The sequence below is a fragment of the Streptomyces sp. NPDC001450 genome (assembly GCF_053597295.1).
This window is the reverse complement of record NZ_JBSFHY010000049.1, coordinates 40739-56097: the sequence shown is the minus strand read 5'-3', so window position 1 is coordinate 56097 and position 15359 is coordinate 40739. Positions and strand designations below refer to the sequence as shown.

Sequence of the window (15359 nt, the reverse complement as noted above, 5' to 3'; positions counted from 1 at the left end):
CCGAGTGGGCGTGGCCGCCTGCTGCCGAGGCGGTTCAGCAGGGGCGAGCGGGGACGGGCTGGACAGGGCCTAGAGCTCCGGCTGTCCCGCCGTGACCGGCTCTGCCGGGATGGTCCAGGGGAGTTCGATGGAGACGGTCTTGCCGCCCTCGCGGGTGGGGCGGACGCGGAGTTTGCCGCCGCACTCGGCGGTGAGCCAGCGGATGATGACCATGCCGCGCCCGTTGTCCTGCTGGACGGCGGCGGGCAGTCTCTTCGGAAAGCGCGGATGACTGTCCGTGACGCCGATGCGCAGGTGTTCGTCACAGTCCAGCGCGAGGTCGACCGTGAAGGTGGGTGACTGTCCGAAGGTGTGCTGTACGGCGTTGGTGGCCAGCTCGGAGACGATGAGCCGCACGGTGTCGGCCACTTCGGTGTCCGACGGCAGGCCCCACTCCTCGAGGGTTCCCACCACGTAGGAGCGGGCCGCGGAGACCGAGGCGGGATCGCTCGGCAGAGTGACGGATGCTTCCAGATGGTCTGCCATGGCGGCGTCGTCCCTTTCCCACGGGACCGCAGTCCGACGAGGAGCGGATGGTTCGAGTACGGTCCCGGACTGGTGCTTGTTCGCCAGACTGCCATCACCGGGCCGGTCAGGGGAGCGATCCACCGGGATATGCATATATCTGTCGCTCAAAGCGGTGAACTCTGCGACGCGAGACCGTATTTGGGCGGCCCGGAAGGAGTAAGGAGTAACCCATGCAGAACGGTCCCGCGGTGCGCCGCCGCAAACTGGGCGCCGAACTGCGTGCACTGCGCACCGGGGCGGGGCTCACCAGCGGTGAGGCGGCCCGTCTCGTGGGCTGGCACCAGTCGAAGGTGAGCCGCATCGAGACCGGTGCCAGCGGGGTGAAACCGGCCGATGTGCGGATACTCCTCGACGCCTACGGGGAACGGGACGGCCAGCTGCGTGAGTTGCTGCTGATGTTGGCGGGGTCGGAGGAGGCGGGCGGCCGCAGCCGCTGGTGGCACGCCTACCGTGGCATCCTGCCGCCCACGTACCGCGATTTCATCAGTCTGGAGTCACAGGCGACCGGGATGCGCACCCTGGAGACCACGGTGGTTCCCGGCCTTCTGCAGACGCCCGAATACGCCCGCGCAGTCACCCGGGCGGCTCTGGACGGGGTGGACGAGGAGCGCCTGGACGCGCTGGTGGAGGTGCGGCTGGCCAGGCAGGACGTGCTGCGCGCCGATCCCCCGCTGGAGCTGAGCGCCGTACTGGACGAGGCGGTGCTCAGGCGCGAGATCGGCGGGCCGGAGGTGATGGCACGGCAGCTGGCCCGGCTGGTCGAGTGCGCCTGCCTGCCCCAAGTGCGCCTCCAGGTGCTCCCGTTCGCCGCCGGTGCGCATGTCGGCCTCACCGGGCCTTTCGTTATTTTCTCATTCCAGAGCACTTCTGATCTGGATGTGGTTGTTCTTGACCAGTTGACGAGTAGCCTCTACCTGGAACGGAAAGAAGACCTCAAGGCCTACCTGGAGGCCTTCAACACCCTTCAGATCCACGCCCTTTCACCCGAGGACTCGTTGGATTACATCGCCGGGATAGGTGACGGCGCGTAAGGAGGCACCATGCCAGCACTGCCTCGGAACGTCCCTGCCAGTACCGATCTGCACGACGTGCGCTGGCTGCGCAGCAGCTACAGCACGGGAGCCAACAACTGCGTGGAGACGGCCCGGCCGCACTCCGGCCGCTGGGCCGGGCTGCTCGCCGTGCGCGACTCCAAGAAGCCGGCCGGACCCGCGCTGCTCTTCTCCCCCGGGAGCTGGGCGGGCTTCGTGACCGCGCTCCGATGATCCCGTTCCCACCCGACCCGACCGACCCCTACTGATCAGATCCGATCACTTTCGTGCGATGCCCGGCCGTGTCACGCCGACTCATGGTCGCGTCTCGCCGATCACACGTACAGCGCGTTCGATCTCGGCCCCGGAGAGGTCCGCGCGGGCGGTCAGCCTCAGCCGTGAGATGCCGTCGGGCACGGAAGGAGGACGGAAGCAGCCCACGGCCAGGCCTGCCGTACGGCAGTCGGCCGCCCAGCGCACGGCCTGCTCCGGGGACGGAGCCCGCACCGAGACCACCGCGGCGTCCGGACGTACCGCTTCCAGACCCGCGGCGGTCAGGCGTGCGTGCAGTTCGGCGGCGACCGCGCGGGCCTGTGCCGCCCGCGCCGGTTCGCGCCGCAGCAGCCGCAGCGCCGCCAGCGCCGCCCCCACGGCCGCGGGGGCCAGACCCGTGTCGAAGATGAACGTCCGGGCCGCGTTGACCAGATGGTCGATCACCCGGGCCGGACCCAGCACCACCCCGCCCTGGCTGCCCAGCGACTTGGACAGCGTGGCCGTGACGACCACGTCCCCGGCACCCGCGAGACCCGCCGCGTACGAGGCGCCCCGGCCGCCGTCGCCCAGCACACCGAGACCGTGGGCGTCGTCCACGACCAGCCCCGCGCCGTGCTCCCGGCACGCCTCGGCCAGCGCGGCCAGCGGGGCCGCGTCCCCGTCGACGGAGAACACGGTGTCGGAGACGACGATCGCCTCTCCCCCGTGCGTGCCGAGCGCCTTGTCCACGGCCTCCGGGTCGGCGTGCCCGACGACCTGCGTGGCGCCGCGGGCGAGCCGGCAGCCGTCGATGAGCGAGGCGTGGTTGCCCGCGTCGGACACGATCAGGGAGCCGTGCGGGCCCAGCACGGTGACCGCGGCCAGGTTCGCGGCATAACCGGACGAAAACACGAGAGCAGCCTCGAACCCGCAGAAGTCGGCCAGTTCGCGCTCCAGCTCGGTGTGCAGCTCCGTGGTGCCGGTGACCAGCCGGGAGCCCGTGGAGCCGCCGCCCCAGGTCCGGGCGGCCCGCGCCGCCCCTTCGACGACCTCGGGGTGGTGGGCGAGGCCCAGATAGTCGTTGCTCGCCAGGTCCAGCAGCGGCGAGGCGGCGGGGCGCGGGCGCAGGGTCCGTACGAGTCCGGCGCGGCGGCGCGCCTCGGCCTGCTCGTCGATCCAGCCGAACGCCATGGGTCCTCCGGGGCTTTTGTAGGTAGCGGACAGACCCTAGCGGCACGGCCGACCACCCAGGGTGTGGCAATACCCACACGGTGATCCGTCTTCGTTGTGCAAACTCTCCTTGGCCCGAAGCGGTCCCGTAGGACAGGATCGGGCCTCATGGACCTGCTGAACACGCTGGTGGACAAGGGGCTGCGGCGCGAGCTGCCGACCCGTGAGGAAGCACTCGCCGTGCTCGCCACCTCCGACGACGACCTGCTCGATGTGGTGGCCGCGGCCGGCAAGGTGCGCCGGCACTGGTTCGGCCGGCGCGTGAAACTCAACTACCTGGTCAACCTGAAGTCCGGGCTGTGCCCGGAGGACTGCTCCTACTGCTCCCAGCGACTCGGCTCCAAGGCCGACATCCTCAAGTACACCTGGCTCAAGCCCGACCAGGCCACCCAGGCCGCCGCGGCGGGCCTGGCCGGGGGCGCCAAGCGCGTCTGCCTGGTGGCCAGCGGCCGCGGCCCGACGGACCGGGACGTGGACCGGGTCTCCGAGACCATCAAGGCCATCAAGGGCCAGAACGAGGACGTCGAGGTGTGCGCCTGCCTCGGCCTGCTCTCCGACGGCCAGGCCGAACGGCTGCGCGAGGCGGGCGCGGACGCCTACAACCACAACCTGAACACCTCCGAGGCCACGTACGGGGACATCACCACCACCCACACGTACGCCGACCGGGTGGACACCGTGCAGAAGGCGCACGCCGCCGGACTGTCCGCCTGCTCGGGTCTCATCGCCGGTATGGGCGAGACCGACGAGGACCTGGTGGACGTGGTCCTGTCGCTGCGCGAGCTGGACCCCGACTCCGTTCCGGTGAACTTCCTCATCCCGATGGAGGGCACCCCGCTCTCGGCGGAGTGGAACCTCACCCCGCAGCGCTGCCTGCGCATCCTCGCGATGGTCCGCTTCGTCTGCCCCGACGTCGAGGTGCGCATCGCGGGCGGCCGCGAGGTCCACCTGCGCACGATGCAGCCGCTCGCGCTGAACCTGGCCAACTCCATCTTCCTCGGCGACTACCTGACCAGCGAGGGCCAGGCCGGCAGGGCCGACCTGGAGATGATCGCGGACGCCGGGTTCGAGGTGGAGGGCGCCGGCGAGGTGACGCTGCCGGAGCACCGGGCCACGGCGGTCGGGGGCGGGTGCGGGTCGCACGCCGACGCGGGCTGCGGGTCGCACGGCGAGGCCGGGTGCGGATCCGTCTGCGGTTCGCACGAAGGAGCGGACGTGTGCGGTACGGCGTCCGTGCCGGCCACGAACGAGCCGCGCACCGACCTGGTCTCCGTCCGCCGCCGGGGTGCCGGAACGGACCTCGCGCCCAATGCCTGACCCGTCCGGTCTGAGCGTGCCCGAGCTGCTGGAGCTGGACCGCCGGCACGTGTGGCATCCGTACGGTCCGATGCCCGGGCGTGCCGAACCGCTCGTCGTGGAGTCGGCGAGCGGGGTCCGGCTGCGGCTGTCGGACGGCTCGGGCGAACTCGTCGACGGCATGTCCTCGTGGTGGTCGGCGATCCACGGCTACAACCACCCGGTCCTCAACGAGGCGGTGCGCGAGCAACTGGGGCGGATGAGCCATGTGATGTTCGGCGGGCTCACGCACGAGCCCGCCGTACGGCTGGCGAAGCTCCTTGTCGACATGTCTCCCGACGGCCTGGAACATGTGTTCCTGGCCGACTCCGGGTCGGTGTCGGTCGAGGTCGCCGTGAAGATGTGCCTGCAGTACTGGCGCTCGCTCGGCCGCCCCGGCAAGCGACGGCTGCTGACCTGGCGGGGCGGCTACCACGGCGACACCTGGCAGCCGATGTCGGTGTGCGACCCCGAGGGCGGGATGCACGAGCTGTGGACCGGCGTGCTCCAGCGCCAGGTGTTCGTGGGCCCGCCTCCGGCCGAGTACGAGGAGTCGTACGCGGAGCAGTTGCGCGCGACGATCGAGCGGCACGCCGACGAGCTGGCCGCGGTGATCGTGGAGCCGGTGGTGCAGGGTGCGGGTGGGATGCGGTTCCACTCCCCCGCCTATCTGCGGGTGCTGCGCGAGGCGTGCGACGCGCACGACGTGCTGCTGGTGTTCGACGAGATCGCCACCGGGTTCGGGCGCACGGGTGCGCTGTTCGCGGCGGAGCACGCGGGCGTCACCCCGGACGTGATGTGCGTGGGCAAGGCGCTGACCGGCGGCTATCTGACGATGGCGGCGACGCTGTGCACGGCCCGGATCGCGGACGGCATCGCGCGGGGCGAGGTGCCGGTGCTCGCCCACGGGCCGACCTTCATGGGCAATCCGCTGGCGGCGGCCGTGGCCTGCGCCTCCATCGAGCTGCTGCTCGGGCAGGACTGGCGGTCGGCGGTCCGGCGGATCGAGGCGGGCCTGCGCGAGGGGCTCGCTCCGGCTGCGGACCTTCCCGGCGTCAAGGACGTCCGCGTCCTCGGCGCCATCGGCGTGGTCCAGCTCGACCACGAGGTGGACATGGCCGCGGCCACCCGGGCCGCGGTGCGGGAGGGCGTGTGGCTGCGCCCGTTCCGCGATCTGGTCTACACGATGCCGCCGTACGTCACGGACGACGCTGACGTGGCACGGATCGCGCGCGCGGTGTGCGCCGCGGCGCGGGAGGGATGAGATGCCGGTACTGGTGATCACGGGGACGGGCACGGAGGTCGGCAAGACGGTCACGACCGCGGCCGTCGCCGCCGCGGCGCTCGCGTCCGGGCAGTCGGTGGCCGTGCTGAAGGCCGCGCAGACGGGGGTACGGCCGGACGAGCGCGGCGACGCGGACGAGGTCGCCCGGCTCGCCGGTCCCGTCACGGCCGCCGAACTGGCCCGGTACCCCGAGCCGTTGGCTCCGGGTACGGCGGCCCGGCGGGCCGGGATGGCCCCGGTGCATCCGCACGAGGTGGCCGAGGCCGCGGCCAAACTGGCCACCGAGCACGACCTGGTGCTCGTCGAGGGGGCGGGAGGGCTTCTCGTACGGTTCGACGCGGCGGGCGGGACGCTGGCGGACGCGGCCCGGCTGCTGAACGCGCCCGTGCTGGTCGTGGCCTCCGCCGGGCTCGGCACGCTGAACACCACGGAACTGACGGCCCGTGAACTGAGCTCGCGCGAGCTGGAGCTGGCCGGCGTGGTGATCGGCAGCTGGCCCGACGCCCCCGACCTCGCCTCCCGCTGCAACGTCATGGACCTGCCGGAGGTGGCCGCCGCCCCGCTGCTCGGCGCACTGCCCGCAGGGGCCGGGGCACTCCCGCCCGCCGACTTCCGCACGGCGGCACCGGAGTGGCTGGCCCCGCGCCTGTACGGGGCATGGGACGCGGAGGCGTTCCAAATCCGGGAGGCGCCCTAGTCGGTGCCCGTGGAGGCGTCCAGCAGGCGTACCAGTTCGATCCGTGAGCGGATGCCCAGGCGGGCGAAGACTCCGCGCAGGTGGTGGTCGATGGTGCGGGGGCTGAGGGCGAGCCGGTCGGCGATCTCGCGGTTGGTGGCGCCCTCCGCGGCCATGCGGGCCACCGTCAGCTGCTGGGCGGTGAGCAGGGCGGCCGGGTCCGTCGCGGTGGGCGCGGGCACGGGTGTGCCGAGGGCGCGGAGTTCGGCCCGGGCCTGGGCCGCGCAGTGCGGGACGCCGAAGGACTCGAAGGCCTCAAGGGCGCTGTGCAGCCGGTCGCGGGCCTCGGCGCGGCGGCGCAGCCTGCGCAGGACGCTCGCGCACAGCAGCTCGGTGCGGGCGCGTTCGAGGTCGCGGGTGCCCCGGGCGTGCAGGTCGAGGGCGGTCCGGTAGTGCTCGACGGCCTCGGTGCCGGGTGCGAGCAGGGCCCGGCAGCGGGCGCTGAGGGCGAGGTCGTCGGGGCTGTCCACGGCCCTTGCCCAGCGCTCGTGGTCGGCATGGGCGGCACGGGCCACCCGGGTGTCGCCGGTGCGGACGGCGGCCTCCACGTAGTGCGGGGTGGCCAGGTGCCGGATGGCGCGGTGGCCGTGTCCGGGGCCGGATCCGGCGAGGGCGCGCAGCCGGGCCGCCGCGGCGGGGAAACGGCCGGTGGTGAGGTCGAGGAAGGCCAGCGCCCACTGGGCGAGCGCGGCGGGCAGACCGAGACCACGGGCGAGGGCGTGCGAGCGCGCGGCCGCCGCGTGCGCCCGGCAGCCTTCCTCGTCCCCGGTGACCGCCGCGAACATGGCGAGGGCGGCCCGCAGATGACAGGCCCCGTTGTCGTGCCCGGTGGCGTACGCCTGCCGCAGGGCCTCCCGCGCTGCGACCTCGGCGGCACGAGTGCGCCCGGTCCAGAAGTCGGCGTACGCACGGAACTCCATGGCCTGAGCCTCGATCACGGGCATGCCCCGAGCCCGTGCCGCGGCGGCGGCACGCAGGGTGGCGGTGGCGGCACGGGTGTGATCACCGAGCATGAGGGCGGCGATGCCGGCGTGGATGAGGAGGGTGGGGGTGCTGCCGGCGGCCGGATCGCCCCCGGGCCCGCTGCGCCCCGCCGTTTCCCTGAGCAGGTCGCGGGCGGTCTCGTAGTCGCCCTCGGCCGCCGCTGTGAGGCCGGGCAGGATGCCGGGGGGTGGGACGGCCAGGCGGTGGGCGAGCGTGGCGGCCTCGTGGGTGCGCCTCAAGTCGCCGGTGTAGATGGCGGCTTCGGCTGCCAGGATCAGTGACTCGGCGGATTCGGCGGGGCGTCTGCTGCCGGCTGCCGCCGCGAGCAGGGTGTCGAAGGCCTCCGCCGCGTTGCCCGCCCGCAGGGCGAGGATGCCGTCGAGGGCGGGGGTGTCGGTGCGGGAGGCCAGGCGGTGGGCCCGGTCGGGCCGGCCCGCGTGCCAGGCGTCGGTGGCCGCGCGGGCCAGGAGGCGGGCCTGTTCGCGCGGGTCGGGGCAGAGGGTGGCGGCGCGTTCGGCGAGGGCACCGGCCAAGGCCGGCTGGCCGGTCGCGCGGGCGCGGTCCGCCGCGGTCCGGAGTTCGGCCGCGAGCCGTCTGCTGGGGCCCAGGGCGCCCGCCGCCCGGTGCCAGGCCCGGCGGGCGGTCTCGCCGCCGCCGAGCACCCGGGCGAGCAGCCGGTGGGCCTCGCGCCGGTCGGCCGGGGAGGCGGCCTCGTAGACGGCGGTCCTCGTCCACTCGTCGCGGAACACGACGCCTGCGGCAGTGGCCTGGGCGACGCCCGCCGCCTCGGCGGCTTCCAGCGGGCGGGTGTCCAGGCGGGCCGCCGCCACCGCGCGCAGGTAGGCGTGGGCGGCCACCGGATGCTGGTCCGCCGCGGCGAGGAGGAGCAGACGCCGGGTGTCGTCCGGCAGGGCGCGGATCTCCCGGCGCAGCACGCGCAGCAACTCAGGTGCCAGGAAGGCTGGTTCGGTGGGCAGTGGATCCAGGCCCGCCCGCTGACGCGCGGTCAGACGCGGCACGGCCTCGGCGGCGGCGCGCGGATCGTCGTGCACGAGGCGCAGGAGCCGGGTGTGGACGGCCACCGAGGGCTGCGGTGGCGAAGTGCGGTGCTGGGGTGGGGGGTTGACCGGAGTCACCACACGATCGACGTTACTGGCGGGTTAGTTGATTGGTAAAGACTGGCGACTTCACCGATGCGGCGCGCGTAGACCCGTCCCGACACTCCTGGCATCCCCACCCGTTTCAGGAGGCATCATGCAGCGCCACAAGCGTCGCATCGTCACAGCACTGTCGGCGATGACCGCATCGCTCCTTCTGGCACTCCCCCTCACCGCCGCCCCCGCGCACGCGGCGAGCCACGATCCGATCGTGTTCGTGCACGGCATCAGCAGCTCGGCGAGCAGCTGGGACGACTGGGTCGCGGACTTCGAGGCCGACGGCTACAGCTCCTCGGAGCTGTTCGCCTGGTCGTACGACTGGACGCAGTCCAACGCCACCAGCGCCCAGCAGTTGGCCACCGAGGTCAGGAGCGTGCTGGCGCAGACCGGCGCCTCGAAGGTCGACATCGTCGTCCACTCCATGGGCGCGCTGGGCGGCCGCTACTACCTGAAGAACCTCGGCGGGACGCCGTACGTCGACCACTTCGTGTCGGTCGCCGGGGTGAACCACGGCACCTCCGTCGCCTCCCTGTGCGGGTGGCTTTACACCTCGTGCAAGGAGATGCAGACCGTCAGCGCGTTCCTGACCGCGCTGAACTCAGGTGACGAGACGCCGGGCAGCGTGGCGTACGCCGCCTACTGGTCGGACTGCGACGAGGCGATCAACCCCGACACCTCGGCGGAGCTGAGCGGGGCGACCAACGTCGACGTCGGCTGCATCTCGCACACCGACATGAACAACGACCACGGCGTCTACGAACAGGTGCGCGACTTCCTCTCGTGAGCGTGACGCGTTCGGCGGGGGTGCGACGGGGGCGTACGGGGGACAATCTCCGTAGGCCCGTCCTCCGGGAGGTTGCCATGCGGCTGTCGTCGGCCGGTTCCGGCCAGGTGGCGCAGAGTCCCGTCCACCACCCGCTGTTCGCCCGTTACTACGCCCGGCTCAGTGTGGCCGCGGAGTCCCGGCTCGGGATGGCCGGGGTGCGTGAGCGGCTGCTCGCGGGGGTGTCCGGGCGGGTGATCGAGATCGGCGCGGGCAACGGGCTGAACTTCGCGCACTATCCGGCAGCGGTCGCGGAGGTCGTGGCGATCGAACCGGAACCGCTGCTGAGACAGTTGGCGCTGCAGTCCGCACGGCACGCCCAGGTGCCGGTCGACGTGGTGCCCGGGGCGGCGGAGGCGCTGCCCGTCAAGAGCGAGGCCTTCGACGCGGTCGTGCTGTCGCTGGTGCTGTGCAGCGTGCGGGACGTGCCCCGGGCGCTGGGCGAGGCACGGCGGGTGCTCAGGCCCGGCGGCGAGGTGCGGTTCTTCGAGCACGGGCGGGGCGGCGGCCGGGTGATGACGCTGACCCAGCGCACCCTGGACCGGAGGCTGTGGCCGGCGCTGAACGGCGGCTGCCATCTGTCCCGGGATCCGGTTGCCGCGCTGCGCGAGGCCGGGTTCGAACTCGGCCCGTTGCGCCGGATACTGGTGCCGGAGAAGGGCCCGACGCTGCCCACCTCGTTCTGTGTGCTGGGGACCGCCTGGCGGCCCGACGAGCCGGACCGGCGCTGATCACAGGCTCCAGCGGCGCAGTTCCCGGGCGATGTCGTCGACACTCGCCTCGCCGTCCTTGACCAGCCGTGCGAGGTCGCGGACCTGCTCGGGTGTGGTGACGACCTTCAGGCCGCCGGCGACCAGATAGGCGTAGGCGACGGCCGAGGCGAACAGCGCGTTGGAACGCTCCAGCGCGGGCACGTGGATCAGCAGCTGGAGCAGCGCCGCGGCGCGGGCGTGCGGAGTGTCGTAGACGGGCACGCCGAATATCTCGGCCCGGTGCCGGGCGACGGCGGCGACCAGCGCGCCCCAGTCGGTGACCTGCGGATCCCCGGGCGTCTTCTGTTCGGCGAGCATGAGCAGCCAGGCGAGGTCGATGCTGAGATCGTTCAAGGGATCAGCTGCGACCCGCGCCGGAGTCGATGCCGCGCGTCTCGGTGAACTCCTCGGCGAACACGGACTCGTACTGCTTCATGAAGTCGGCCGCGGCGTCCACGAAGGTGCGGCCGGCCTCCCCGGCGTCCTGTCTGACCAGCTCTTCGATGTAGCGGTTGACGCTCATGCCGCGGGCCAGGGCGCGCTCGCGGGCCGCGCGGGCGGTGTCCTCGTCCACGCGCACGTTCAGCTGGGTCTTCGCCATGCTTCGACGCTAGCGCCGAGGTGCTAGCAACGGCAAGAGCCGCCGGGCGGAAGGTGCCCCTTACACGGTCTCCGAGGCCTCGGCCCCAGGGGGGATTCCGGCTGTGCGAGGGGCAACACTAGGCTCGCCCCCGACCAGGAGTCGGGACGTCCAGGCGACCGGGAGGCGGTCTTGTCCACACCTGCTGCGGAGTACGCGCCGGGCCAGGCGCCGGACGGCGGGACCGCTGCCCGCGCCCGCGGGCTGACCAAGGCGTACGGATCGGGCGAGACGGCCGTGCTCGCCCTGGACTCGGTCGACGTGGACATCGCGCGCGGCCGGTTCACCGCCGTGATGGGTCCCTCGGGCTCGGGGAAGTCCACGCTGATGCACTGCCTGGCCGGACTGGACGATGTGTCGGCCGGTCAGGTCTGGATCGGCGACACGAAGGTCACGGGCCTGAGGGACCGCGAGCTGACCCGGCTGCGACGGGACCGGATCGGGTTCATGTTCCAGTCGTTCAACCTCATCCCGACGCTGAACGCGGCCGAGAACATCACGCTGCCCATGGACATCGCGGGCCGGAAACCCGACGAGAAGTGGCTGGACCAGGTCATCGACACCCTCGGGCTGCGCGGGCGGCTGACCCATCGCCCGGCGCAGCTCTCGGGCGGTCAGCAGCAACGGGTCGCCTGCGCGCGGGCGCTGGCCTCCCGGCCGGAGCTGGTCTTCGCCGACGAGCCGACCGGCAACCTGGACTCGCGGGCGGGGCTGGAGGTGCTGGGCTTCCTGCGCAGCGCCGTGGACGACCTGGGGCAGACCGTCGTGATGGTCACCCACGACCCGGGCGCCGCCGCCCACTCCGACCTGGTGCTCTTTCTCGCCGACGGGCGGATCGTGGACCGGATGGAGCGGCCGACCGCGGATGCCGTACTGGAACGGATGAAGGCGTTCGACGTGGTGCGCGGACGGCTCGGCGACGACAGCACCGCCCTGGAGGACTGACCCGGTGCTCAAGGCGACCCTGAGGAGCTTCCTCGCGCACAAGGGCCGGCTGGCGCTGTCCGCGCTGGCGGTCGTCCTGTCCGTGGCGTTCGTCGCGGGCAGCCTGATCTTCTCCGACACCGTCACCCGTACCTTCGACCGACTGTTCGCCTCGACCTCCGCCGATGTGACGGTCGAGCCGAAGCAGGACCTGAAGTCCCCGGTGCCCAGCGGCGCGGTGCAGACCGTGCCCGCGGCCCTGAAGGAGCGGGTGGCGAAGGTCGACGGGGTCGCGGCGGCGCACACGGACGTGTCGGTGCAGAACGTGGTGGTGGTCGACAGCGACAACAAGTCCGTCGGTCCGACCACCGGCGCCCCGACGATCGCCACCTCCTGGTACGTCACCCACCGCAGCCCGTTGAAGCTGACCTCCGGACATGCGCCGAACGGTGCGGGCGAGGCCCTGCTCGACGCGGACACCGCCGACAAGAAGCACGTACGGATCGGCGACACACTGACCATTCAGGCGCAGCCGGGCACCTACCGGGTCCGGGTCGTCGGCATCGCCACGTTCACCACCACCAACCCGGGCGCGGCGCTGGTCTTCCTGGACCCCGCGGTGGCCGCCCGCGAGCTGCTCGGCTCCGCCGACCGGGCCACCAGCATCTCGGTGGACGCGGCCAAGGGCGTGACCGACCCGGAGCTCAAGCGCCGCGTCGGCGAGGCCATCGGTACCGGCACCTACGACCTGAAGACCGCCGACGAGCAGGCCAAGTCGGCCGCGGCCGACCTCGGCGGATTCCTGGACGTCATCAAGTACGTGATGCTGGGATTCGCCGGCATCGCCGTGCTCGTGGGCATCTTCCTGATCGTCAACACCTTCTCCATGCTGATCGCCCAGCGCACCCGAGAACTGGGCCTGCTGCGGGCCTTGGGCGCCGACCGGCGACAGGTGCGGCGATCGGTGCTCACCGAGGCGGTGCTGCTCGGTGCCGTCGGCTCCACGCTGGGCCTCGCCGCCGGGATCGGCCTGGCGTTCGGGCTGATCCGGCTGATGAGCGCCTTCGGGATGAACCTGAAGGCCACGGAGATGGTGATCGGCTGGGCGACGCCCGTCGCGGCGTACGCCGTCGGCGTCGGCGTCACCTTCGTCGCCGCCTACCTGCCCGCGCGGCGCGCCGCGGCCGTCTCGCCGATGGCGGCCCTCACGGACGCGGAAGTCGCCGGTGTGGGCAAGCCGTTGAAGGCGCGGGCGATCGTCGGATCCGTGGTCGGGGCGGCCGGTGCGGCAGCGCTGGCCGGATGCGCGGCGGCCACGAAGACCGCCTCGTCGGCCTCCCTGCTGGGCCTCGGCGTGGTGCTCACACTGATCGCGACCGTGATCGCGGGGCCGCTGCTGGTGCGACCGGTGATCCGGGTCCTGGGCGGCGCGTTCCCCGCGCTGTTCGGGTCGGTCGGCCGGATGAGCCAGCGCAACGCCCTGCGCAATCCGCGTCGTACCGGCGCCACCGCGGCGGCGCTGATGGTGGGCCTCGCGCTGGTCGGCGGAATGTCGGTGGCGAGCGCCTCCATGTCCGCGTCGTTCGACCGGCAGATCGACAAGACGCTGGGCGCCGACTTCACCGTCCAGAACACCAACTTCCTGCCGTTCACCCAGGAGATCACCGACAAGGTCCGGAGCACCGAGGGCGTACGGCTCGTCGTACGGCAGCGGTTCGCGCCCGTGGCCGTACGGCTGCCCGACGGCAAACGGGTGGAGACGACCGCCGCCGGTTACGACCCCCAGGTGGACGAGGTCGCCCACGTCACCTACGCGGCCGGGGACAGCTCGGCGGCCCTCGCGGACGGCGGTCTCGGCATGGACGTCACCTTCGCCAGGGATCACCACGTGCGCCTGGGCAGCACGCTTCCCGTCGAGTTCCCCGGCGGCCGCACGACCGAGATGAAGGTCGGCGCCCTCACCGACCAGGGCGGCAGCGGCGGATTCGGCATGCAGGGCGGGCTGTTCTTCGGCATCGCCACCGTGGAGAAGTACGTGCCCGGCGGCCAGGACGCCGCGCTCTACGTCGACAAGGCCGCCGGCACCGGCGCGGACCAGCTGCGCTCCCGGCTGGAGCGGACGCTGAAGCCCTACCCGCAGGTCCAGGTGCGCGACCAGGCCGACTACAAGAAACTCGTCCACGACCAGATAGCCGTGCTGCTCTACCTCGTGTACGCGCTGCTCGGACTCGCGATCGTCATCGCCGTGCTCGGCGTGGTCAACACCCTCGCCCTGTCGGTGGTGGAGCGCACCCGGGAGATCGGGCTGCTGCGCGCGATCGGTCTCGGCCGGCGGCAGCTCAGGCGGATGATCCGGCTGGAGTCGGTGGTGATCGCCGTGTTCGGCGCGGTCCTGGGGCTGGGGCTCGGGCTCGTGTGGGGCGTGTGCACCCAGCAGGTGCTGGCCCTGCAGGGCATGACCGCGCTCGCGATCCCCTGGGGCACGATCGTCGGGGTGGTGATCGGCTCGGCCGTGGTGGGCATCGTGGCGGCCCTGCTGCCCGCGCTGCGGGCGTCCCGGATGAACGTGCTGGCGGCGATCGCGCACGAGTGACGGCGCCTTCTGCTGAGCGAGGCGCCTGCTCCCGAGTGACAGGGCCTTCTTCTGAGTGACGTGGGACTTCTTCTGAGCGTGTCGCGGGCGTGATGGAATCACGGGCACCGACTCAAGTCATCTGCCGTTGAGGAGAGTTCATGCCGCGCCCGTTCCGTTTCGGGGTCAGCCTGCTCACGCCGTCGCCCGCCGCCGAGTGGCGGGCCAAATGCCGCCGCGCCGAGGAGCTGGGGTACGACGTGATCCTGGTCCCCGACCACCTCGGCATGGTCGCGCCGTTCCCCGCGCTGGTCGCGGCCGCCGAGGCGACCCGGCGGCCCCGGCTCGGCACGTTCGTGCTGAACGCCGGCTTCTGGAACCCGGCCCTGCTGGCCCGCGAGGTCGCGACCACGGACGCGCTGACCGGCGGCCGTCTCGAACTCGGCCTGGGGACCGGCTACGTCCAGTCCGAGCACGAGGCGGCCGGGCTGCCCTACGGCTCCCCGCGCGAGCGGGTGGACCACCTGCGGCGCACGGTCGAGGAGCTGGACCGGCTGCTCGGTGCCTCGGATCAGCAGCCCCGCCCGGCTCAGAGCCGGGTGCCGCTGCTGCTCGGCGGCGACGGCGAGAGGATGCTGCGCCTGGCCGCGGAGCACGCGGACGTCGTCGGCTTCACCGGGGCACGGCTGGTGCCGGGCACTACGACGGGGAAGCTGGCGCCCGTCGACGCGGAGGCGGTGGACGAGCGGGTGGCCCGCTACCGCGAGCTGGCGGCGGGCCGGGCGGAGCCCGCCGAGCTGAACCTGCTCCTCCAGCTCGTGGCCGTCACCGACGACCCGGAGCCCGTGCTCAAGCCACTGCTGGAGCGACAGTCCGGGCTGACCCTGGACCAGGCGCTGGCGCTGCCCATCGTGCTGGCCGGCCCGCTGGAGGAGGTCGTGGAGCGGGTGCGGGCGCAGCGCGAGCGGTTCGGGTTCTCGTACCTGACCGTCCTGGAGCCGTACATGGAGGCGTTCGCGCCGGTGATGGCCCGGCTGCGGGAGGAGTCCGCATGATGGAATTCCCCGGGCG

Annotated in this window: 15 protein-coding genes; 10 read left to right on the top strand and 5 right to left on the bottom strand. The window is 72.5% G+C overall.

Annotation, left to right across the window (positions count from 1 at the left end; genetic code table 11):
* Positions 1 to 69 precede the first annotated feature (69 nt).
* Complete coding sequence (locus tag ACWC5O_RS38670; protein WP_450583464.1) at positions 70 to 525, bottom strand: ATP-binding protein; 456 nt, start codon at positions 523 to 525, stop codon at positions 70 to 72.
* A gap of 212 nt (positions 526 to 737) precedes the next feature.
* Between ACWC5O_RS38670 and ACWC5O_RS38665 the strand changes: the two genes are divergently transcribed.
* Entirely contained in the window at positions 738 to 1598 is an 861-nt protein-coding gene (locus ACWC5O_RS38665; protein ID WP_450583462.1) for a helix-turn-helix domain-containing protein, read from the top strand.
* 9 nt (positions 1599 to 1607) lie between these two features.
* Entirely contained in the window at positions 1608 to 1832 is a 225-nt protein-coding gene (locus tag ACWC5O_RS38660) for a DUF397 domain-containing protein (protein WP_386580538.1), read from the top strand.
* An 81-nt stretch (positions 1833 to 1913) separates the two neighbouring features.
* Here the strand turns inward: ACWC5O_RS38660 and ACWC5O_RS38655 are convergent, their stop codons facing one another.
* Positions 1914 to 3041 (bottom strand): 8-amino-7-oxononanoate synthase, encoded by a 1128-nt coding sequence (locus ACWC5O_RS38655; RefSeq protein ID WP_450583460.1) that lies wholly within the window; start codon positions 3039 to 3041, stop codon positions 1914 to 1916.
* A gap of 147 nt (positions 3042 to 3188) precedes the next feature.
* Here ACWC5O_RS38655 and bioB point away from each other — a divergent pair, with 147 nt between their 5' ends.
* Genes bioB through bioD form a run of 3 tightly spaced genes read left to right on the top strand, consistent with a single transcriptional unit; the run spans position 3189 to position 6397 of the window.
* Positions 3189 to 4397, top strand: a complete 1209-nt coding sequence (gene bioB / locus ACWC5O_RS38650) for a biotin synthase BioB (RefSeq protein WP_450583458.1) — start codon at positions 3189 to 3191, stop codon at positions 4395 to 4397.
* Positions 4390 to 5679, top strand: a complete 1290-nt coding sequence (locus ACWC5O_RS38645; protein ID WP_450583457.1) for an adenosylmethionine--8-amino-7-oxononanoate transaminase — start codon at positions 4390 to 4392, stop codon at positions 5677 to 5679. Before bioB ends, ACWC5O_RS38645 begins: the two co-directional genes overlap by 8 nt.
* A gap of 1 nt (position 5680) precedes the next feature.
* Complete coding sequence (bioD, locus tag ACWC5O_RS38640) at positions 5681 to 6397, top strand: dethiobiotin synthase (RefSeq protein WP_450583455.1); 717 nt, start codon at positions 5681 to 5683, stop codon at positions 6395 to 6397.
* Here the strand turns inward: bioD and ACWC5O_RS38635 are convergent.
* Positions 6394 to 8556 (bottom strand): LuxR C-terminal-related transcriptional regulator, encoded by a 2163-nt coding sequence (locus ACWC5O_RS38635; protein ID WP_450583705.1) that lies wholly within the window; start codon positions 8554 to 8556, stop codon positions 6394 to 6396. The genes bioD and ACWC5O_RS38635 overlap by 4 nt on opposite strands.
* 118 nt (positions 8557 to 8674) lie before the next feature.
* Between ACWC5O_RS38635 and ACWC5O_RS38630 the strand changes: the two genes are divergently transcribed.
* Together ACWC5O_RS38630 and ACWC5O_RS38625 are read left to right on the top strand one after the other, a co-directional pair.
* Positions 8675 to 9361 (top strand): esterase/lipase family protein, encoded by a 687-nt coding sequence (locus tag ACWC5O_RS38630; protein ID WP_450583454.1) that lies wholly within the window; start codon positions 8675 to 8677, stop codon positions 9359 to 9361.
* 77 nt (positions 9362 to 9438) lie between these two features.
* Positions 9439 to 10131 carry a class I SAM-dependent methyltransferase gene (locus ACWC5O_RS38625; protein ID WP_450583453.1) on the top strand — a complete coding sequence of 231 codons (693 nt, stop codon included), beginning with the start codon at positions 9439 to 9441 and terminating at the stop codon, positions 10129 to 10131.
* Here ACWC5O_RS38625 and ACWC5O_RS38620 read toward each other — a convergent pair whose 3' ends face one another.
* Together ACWC5O_RS38620 and ACWC5O_RS38615 are read right to left on the bottom strand one after the other, a co-directional pair.
* On the bottom strand, positions 10132 to 10506 hold the full coding sequence (locus ACWC5O_RS38620; protein WP_450583451.1) for a fic family toxin-antitoxin system, toxin component: 375 nt from the start codon (positions 10504 to 10506) through the stop codon (positions 10132 to 10134).
* A 4-nt stretch (positions 10507 to 10510) separates the two neighbouring features.
* Positions 10511 to 10753, bottom strand: a complete 243-nt coding sequence (locus ACWC5O_RS38615) for a toxin-antitoxin system HicB family antitoxin (protein ID WP_450583450.1) — start codon at positions 10751 to 10753, stop codon at positions 10511 to 10513.
* Positions 10754 to 10924: 171 nt separating this feature from the next.
* Between ACWC5O_RS38615 and ACWC5O_RS38610 the strand changes: the two genes are divergently transcribed.
* The 3 genes from ACWC5O_RS38610 (at position 10925) to ACWC5O_RS38600 (ending at position 15343) form a co-directional block, all read left to right on the top strand.
* Positions 10925 to 11737, top strand: coding sequence for an ABC transporter ATP-binding protein (locus tag ACWC5O_RS38610; protein WP_450583449.1), 813 nt, complete (start codon positions 10925 to 10927; stop codon positions 11735 to 11737).
* Between the two features lie 4 nt (positions 11738 to 11741).
* A complete protein-coding gene (locus tag ACWC5O_RS38605) occupies positions 11742 to 14309 on the top strand; it encodes an ABC transporter permease (RefSeq protein ID WP_450583447.1) in 2568 nt (855 codons plus the stop codon).
* 140 nt (positions 14310 to 14449) lie between these two features.
* Positions 14450 to 15343, top strand: a complete 894-nt coding sequence (locus ACWC5O_RS38600; protein WP_450583445.1) for an LLM class F420-dependent oxidoreductase — start codon at positions 14450 to 14452, stop codon at positions 15341 to 15343.
* The last annotated feature ends 16 nt before the right edge of the window (positions 15344 to 15359 follow it).

Coding starts and splice junctions, on each gene's coding strand:
- ACWC5O_RS38670 (WP_450583464.1), bottom strand. CDS start 525: ATGGCAGACCATCTGGAAGCATCCGTCACTCTGCCGAGCGATCCCGCC.
- ACWC5O_RS38665 (WP_450583462.1), top strand. CDS start 738: ATGCAGAACGGTCCCGCGGTGCGCCGCCGCAAACTGGGCGCCGAACTG.
- ACWC5O_RS38660 (WP_386580538.1), top strand. CDS start 1,608: ATGCCAGCACTGCCTCGGAACGTCCCTGCCAGTACCGATCTGCACGAC.
- ACWC5O_RS38655 (WP_450583460.1), bottom strand. CDS start 3,041: ATGGCGTTCGGCTGGATCGACGAGCAGGCCGAGGCGCGCCGCCGCGCC.
- bioB (WP_450583458.1), top strand. CDS start 3,189: ATGGACCTGCTGAACACGCTGGTGGACAAGGGGCTGCGGCGCGAGCTG.
- ACWC5O_RS38645 (WP_450583457.1), top strand. CDS start 4,390: ATGCCTGACCCGTCCGGTCTGAGCGTGCCCGAGCTGCTGGAGCTGGAC.
- bioD (WP_450583455.1), top strand. CDS start 5,681: ATGCCGGTACTGGTGATCACGGGGACGGGCACGGAGGTCGGCAAGACG.
- ACWC5O_RS38630 (WP_450583454.1), top strand. CDS start 8,675: ATGCAGCGCCACAAGCGTCGCATCGTCACAGCACTGTCGGCGATGACC.
- ACWC5O_RS38625 (WP_450583453.1), top strand. CDS start 9,439: ATGCGGCTGTCGTCGGCCGGTTCCGGCCAGGTGGCGCAGAGTCCCGTC.
- ACWC5O_RS38615 (WP_450583450.1), bottom strand. CDS start 10,753: ATGGCGAAGACCCAGCTGAACGTGCGCGTGGACGAGGACACCGCCCGC.
- ACWC5O_RS38600 (WP_450583445.1), top strand. CDS start 14,450: ATGCCGCGCCCGTTCCGTTTCGGGGTCAGCCTGCTCACGCCGTCGCCC.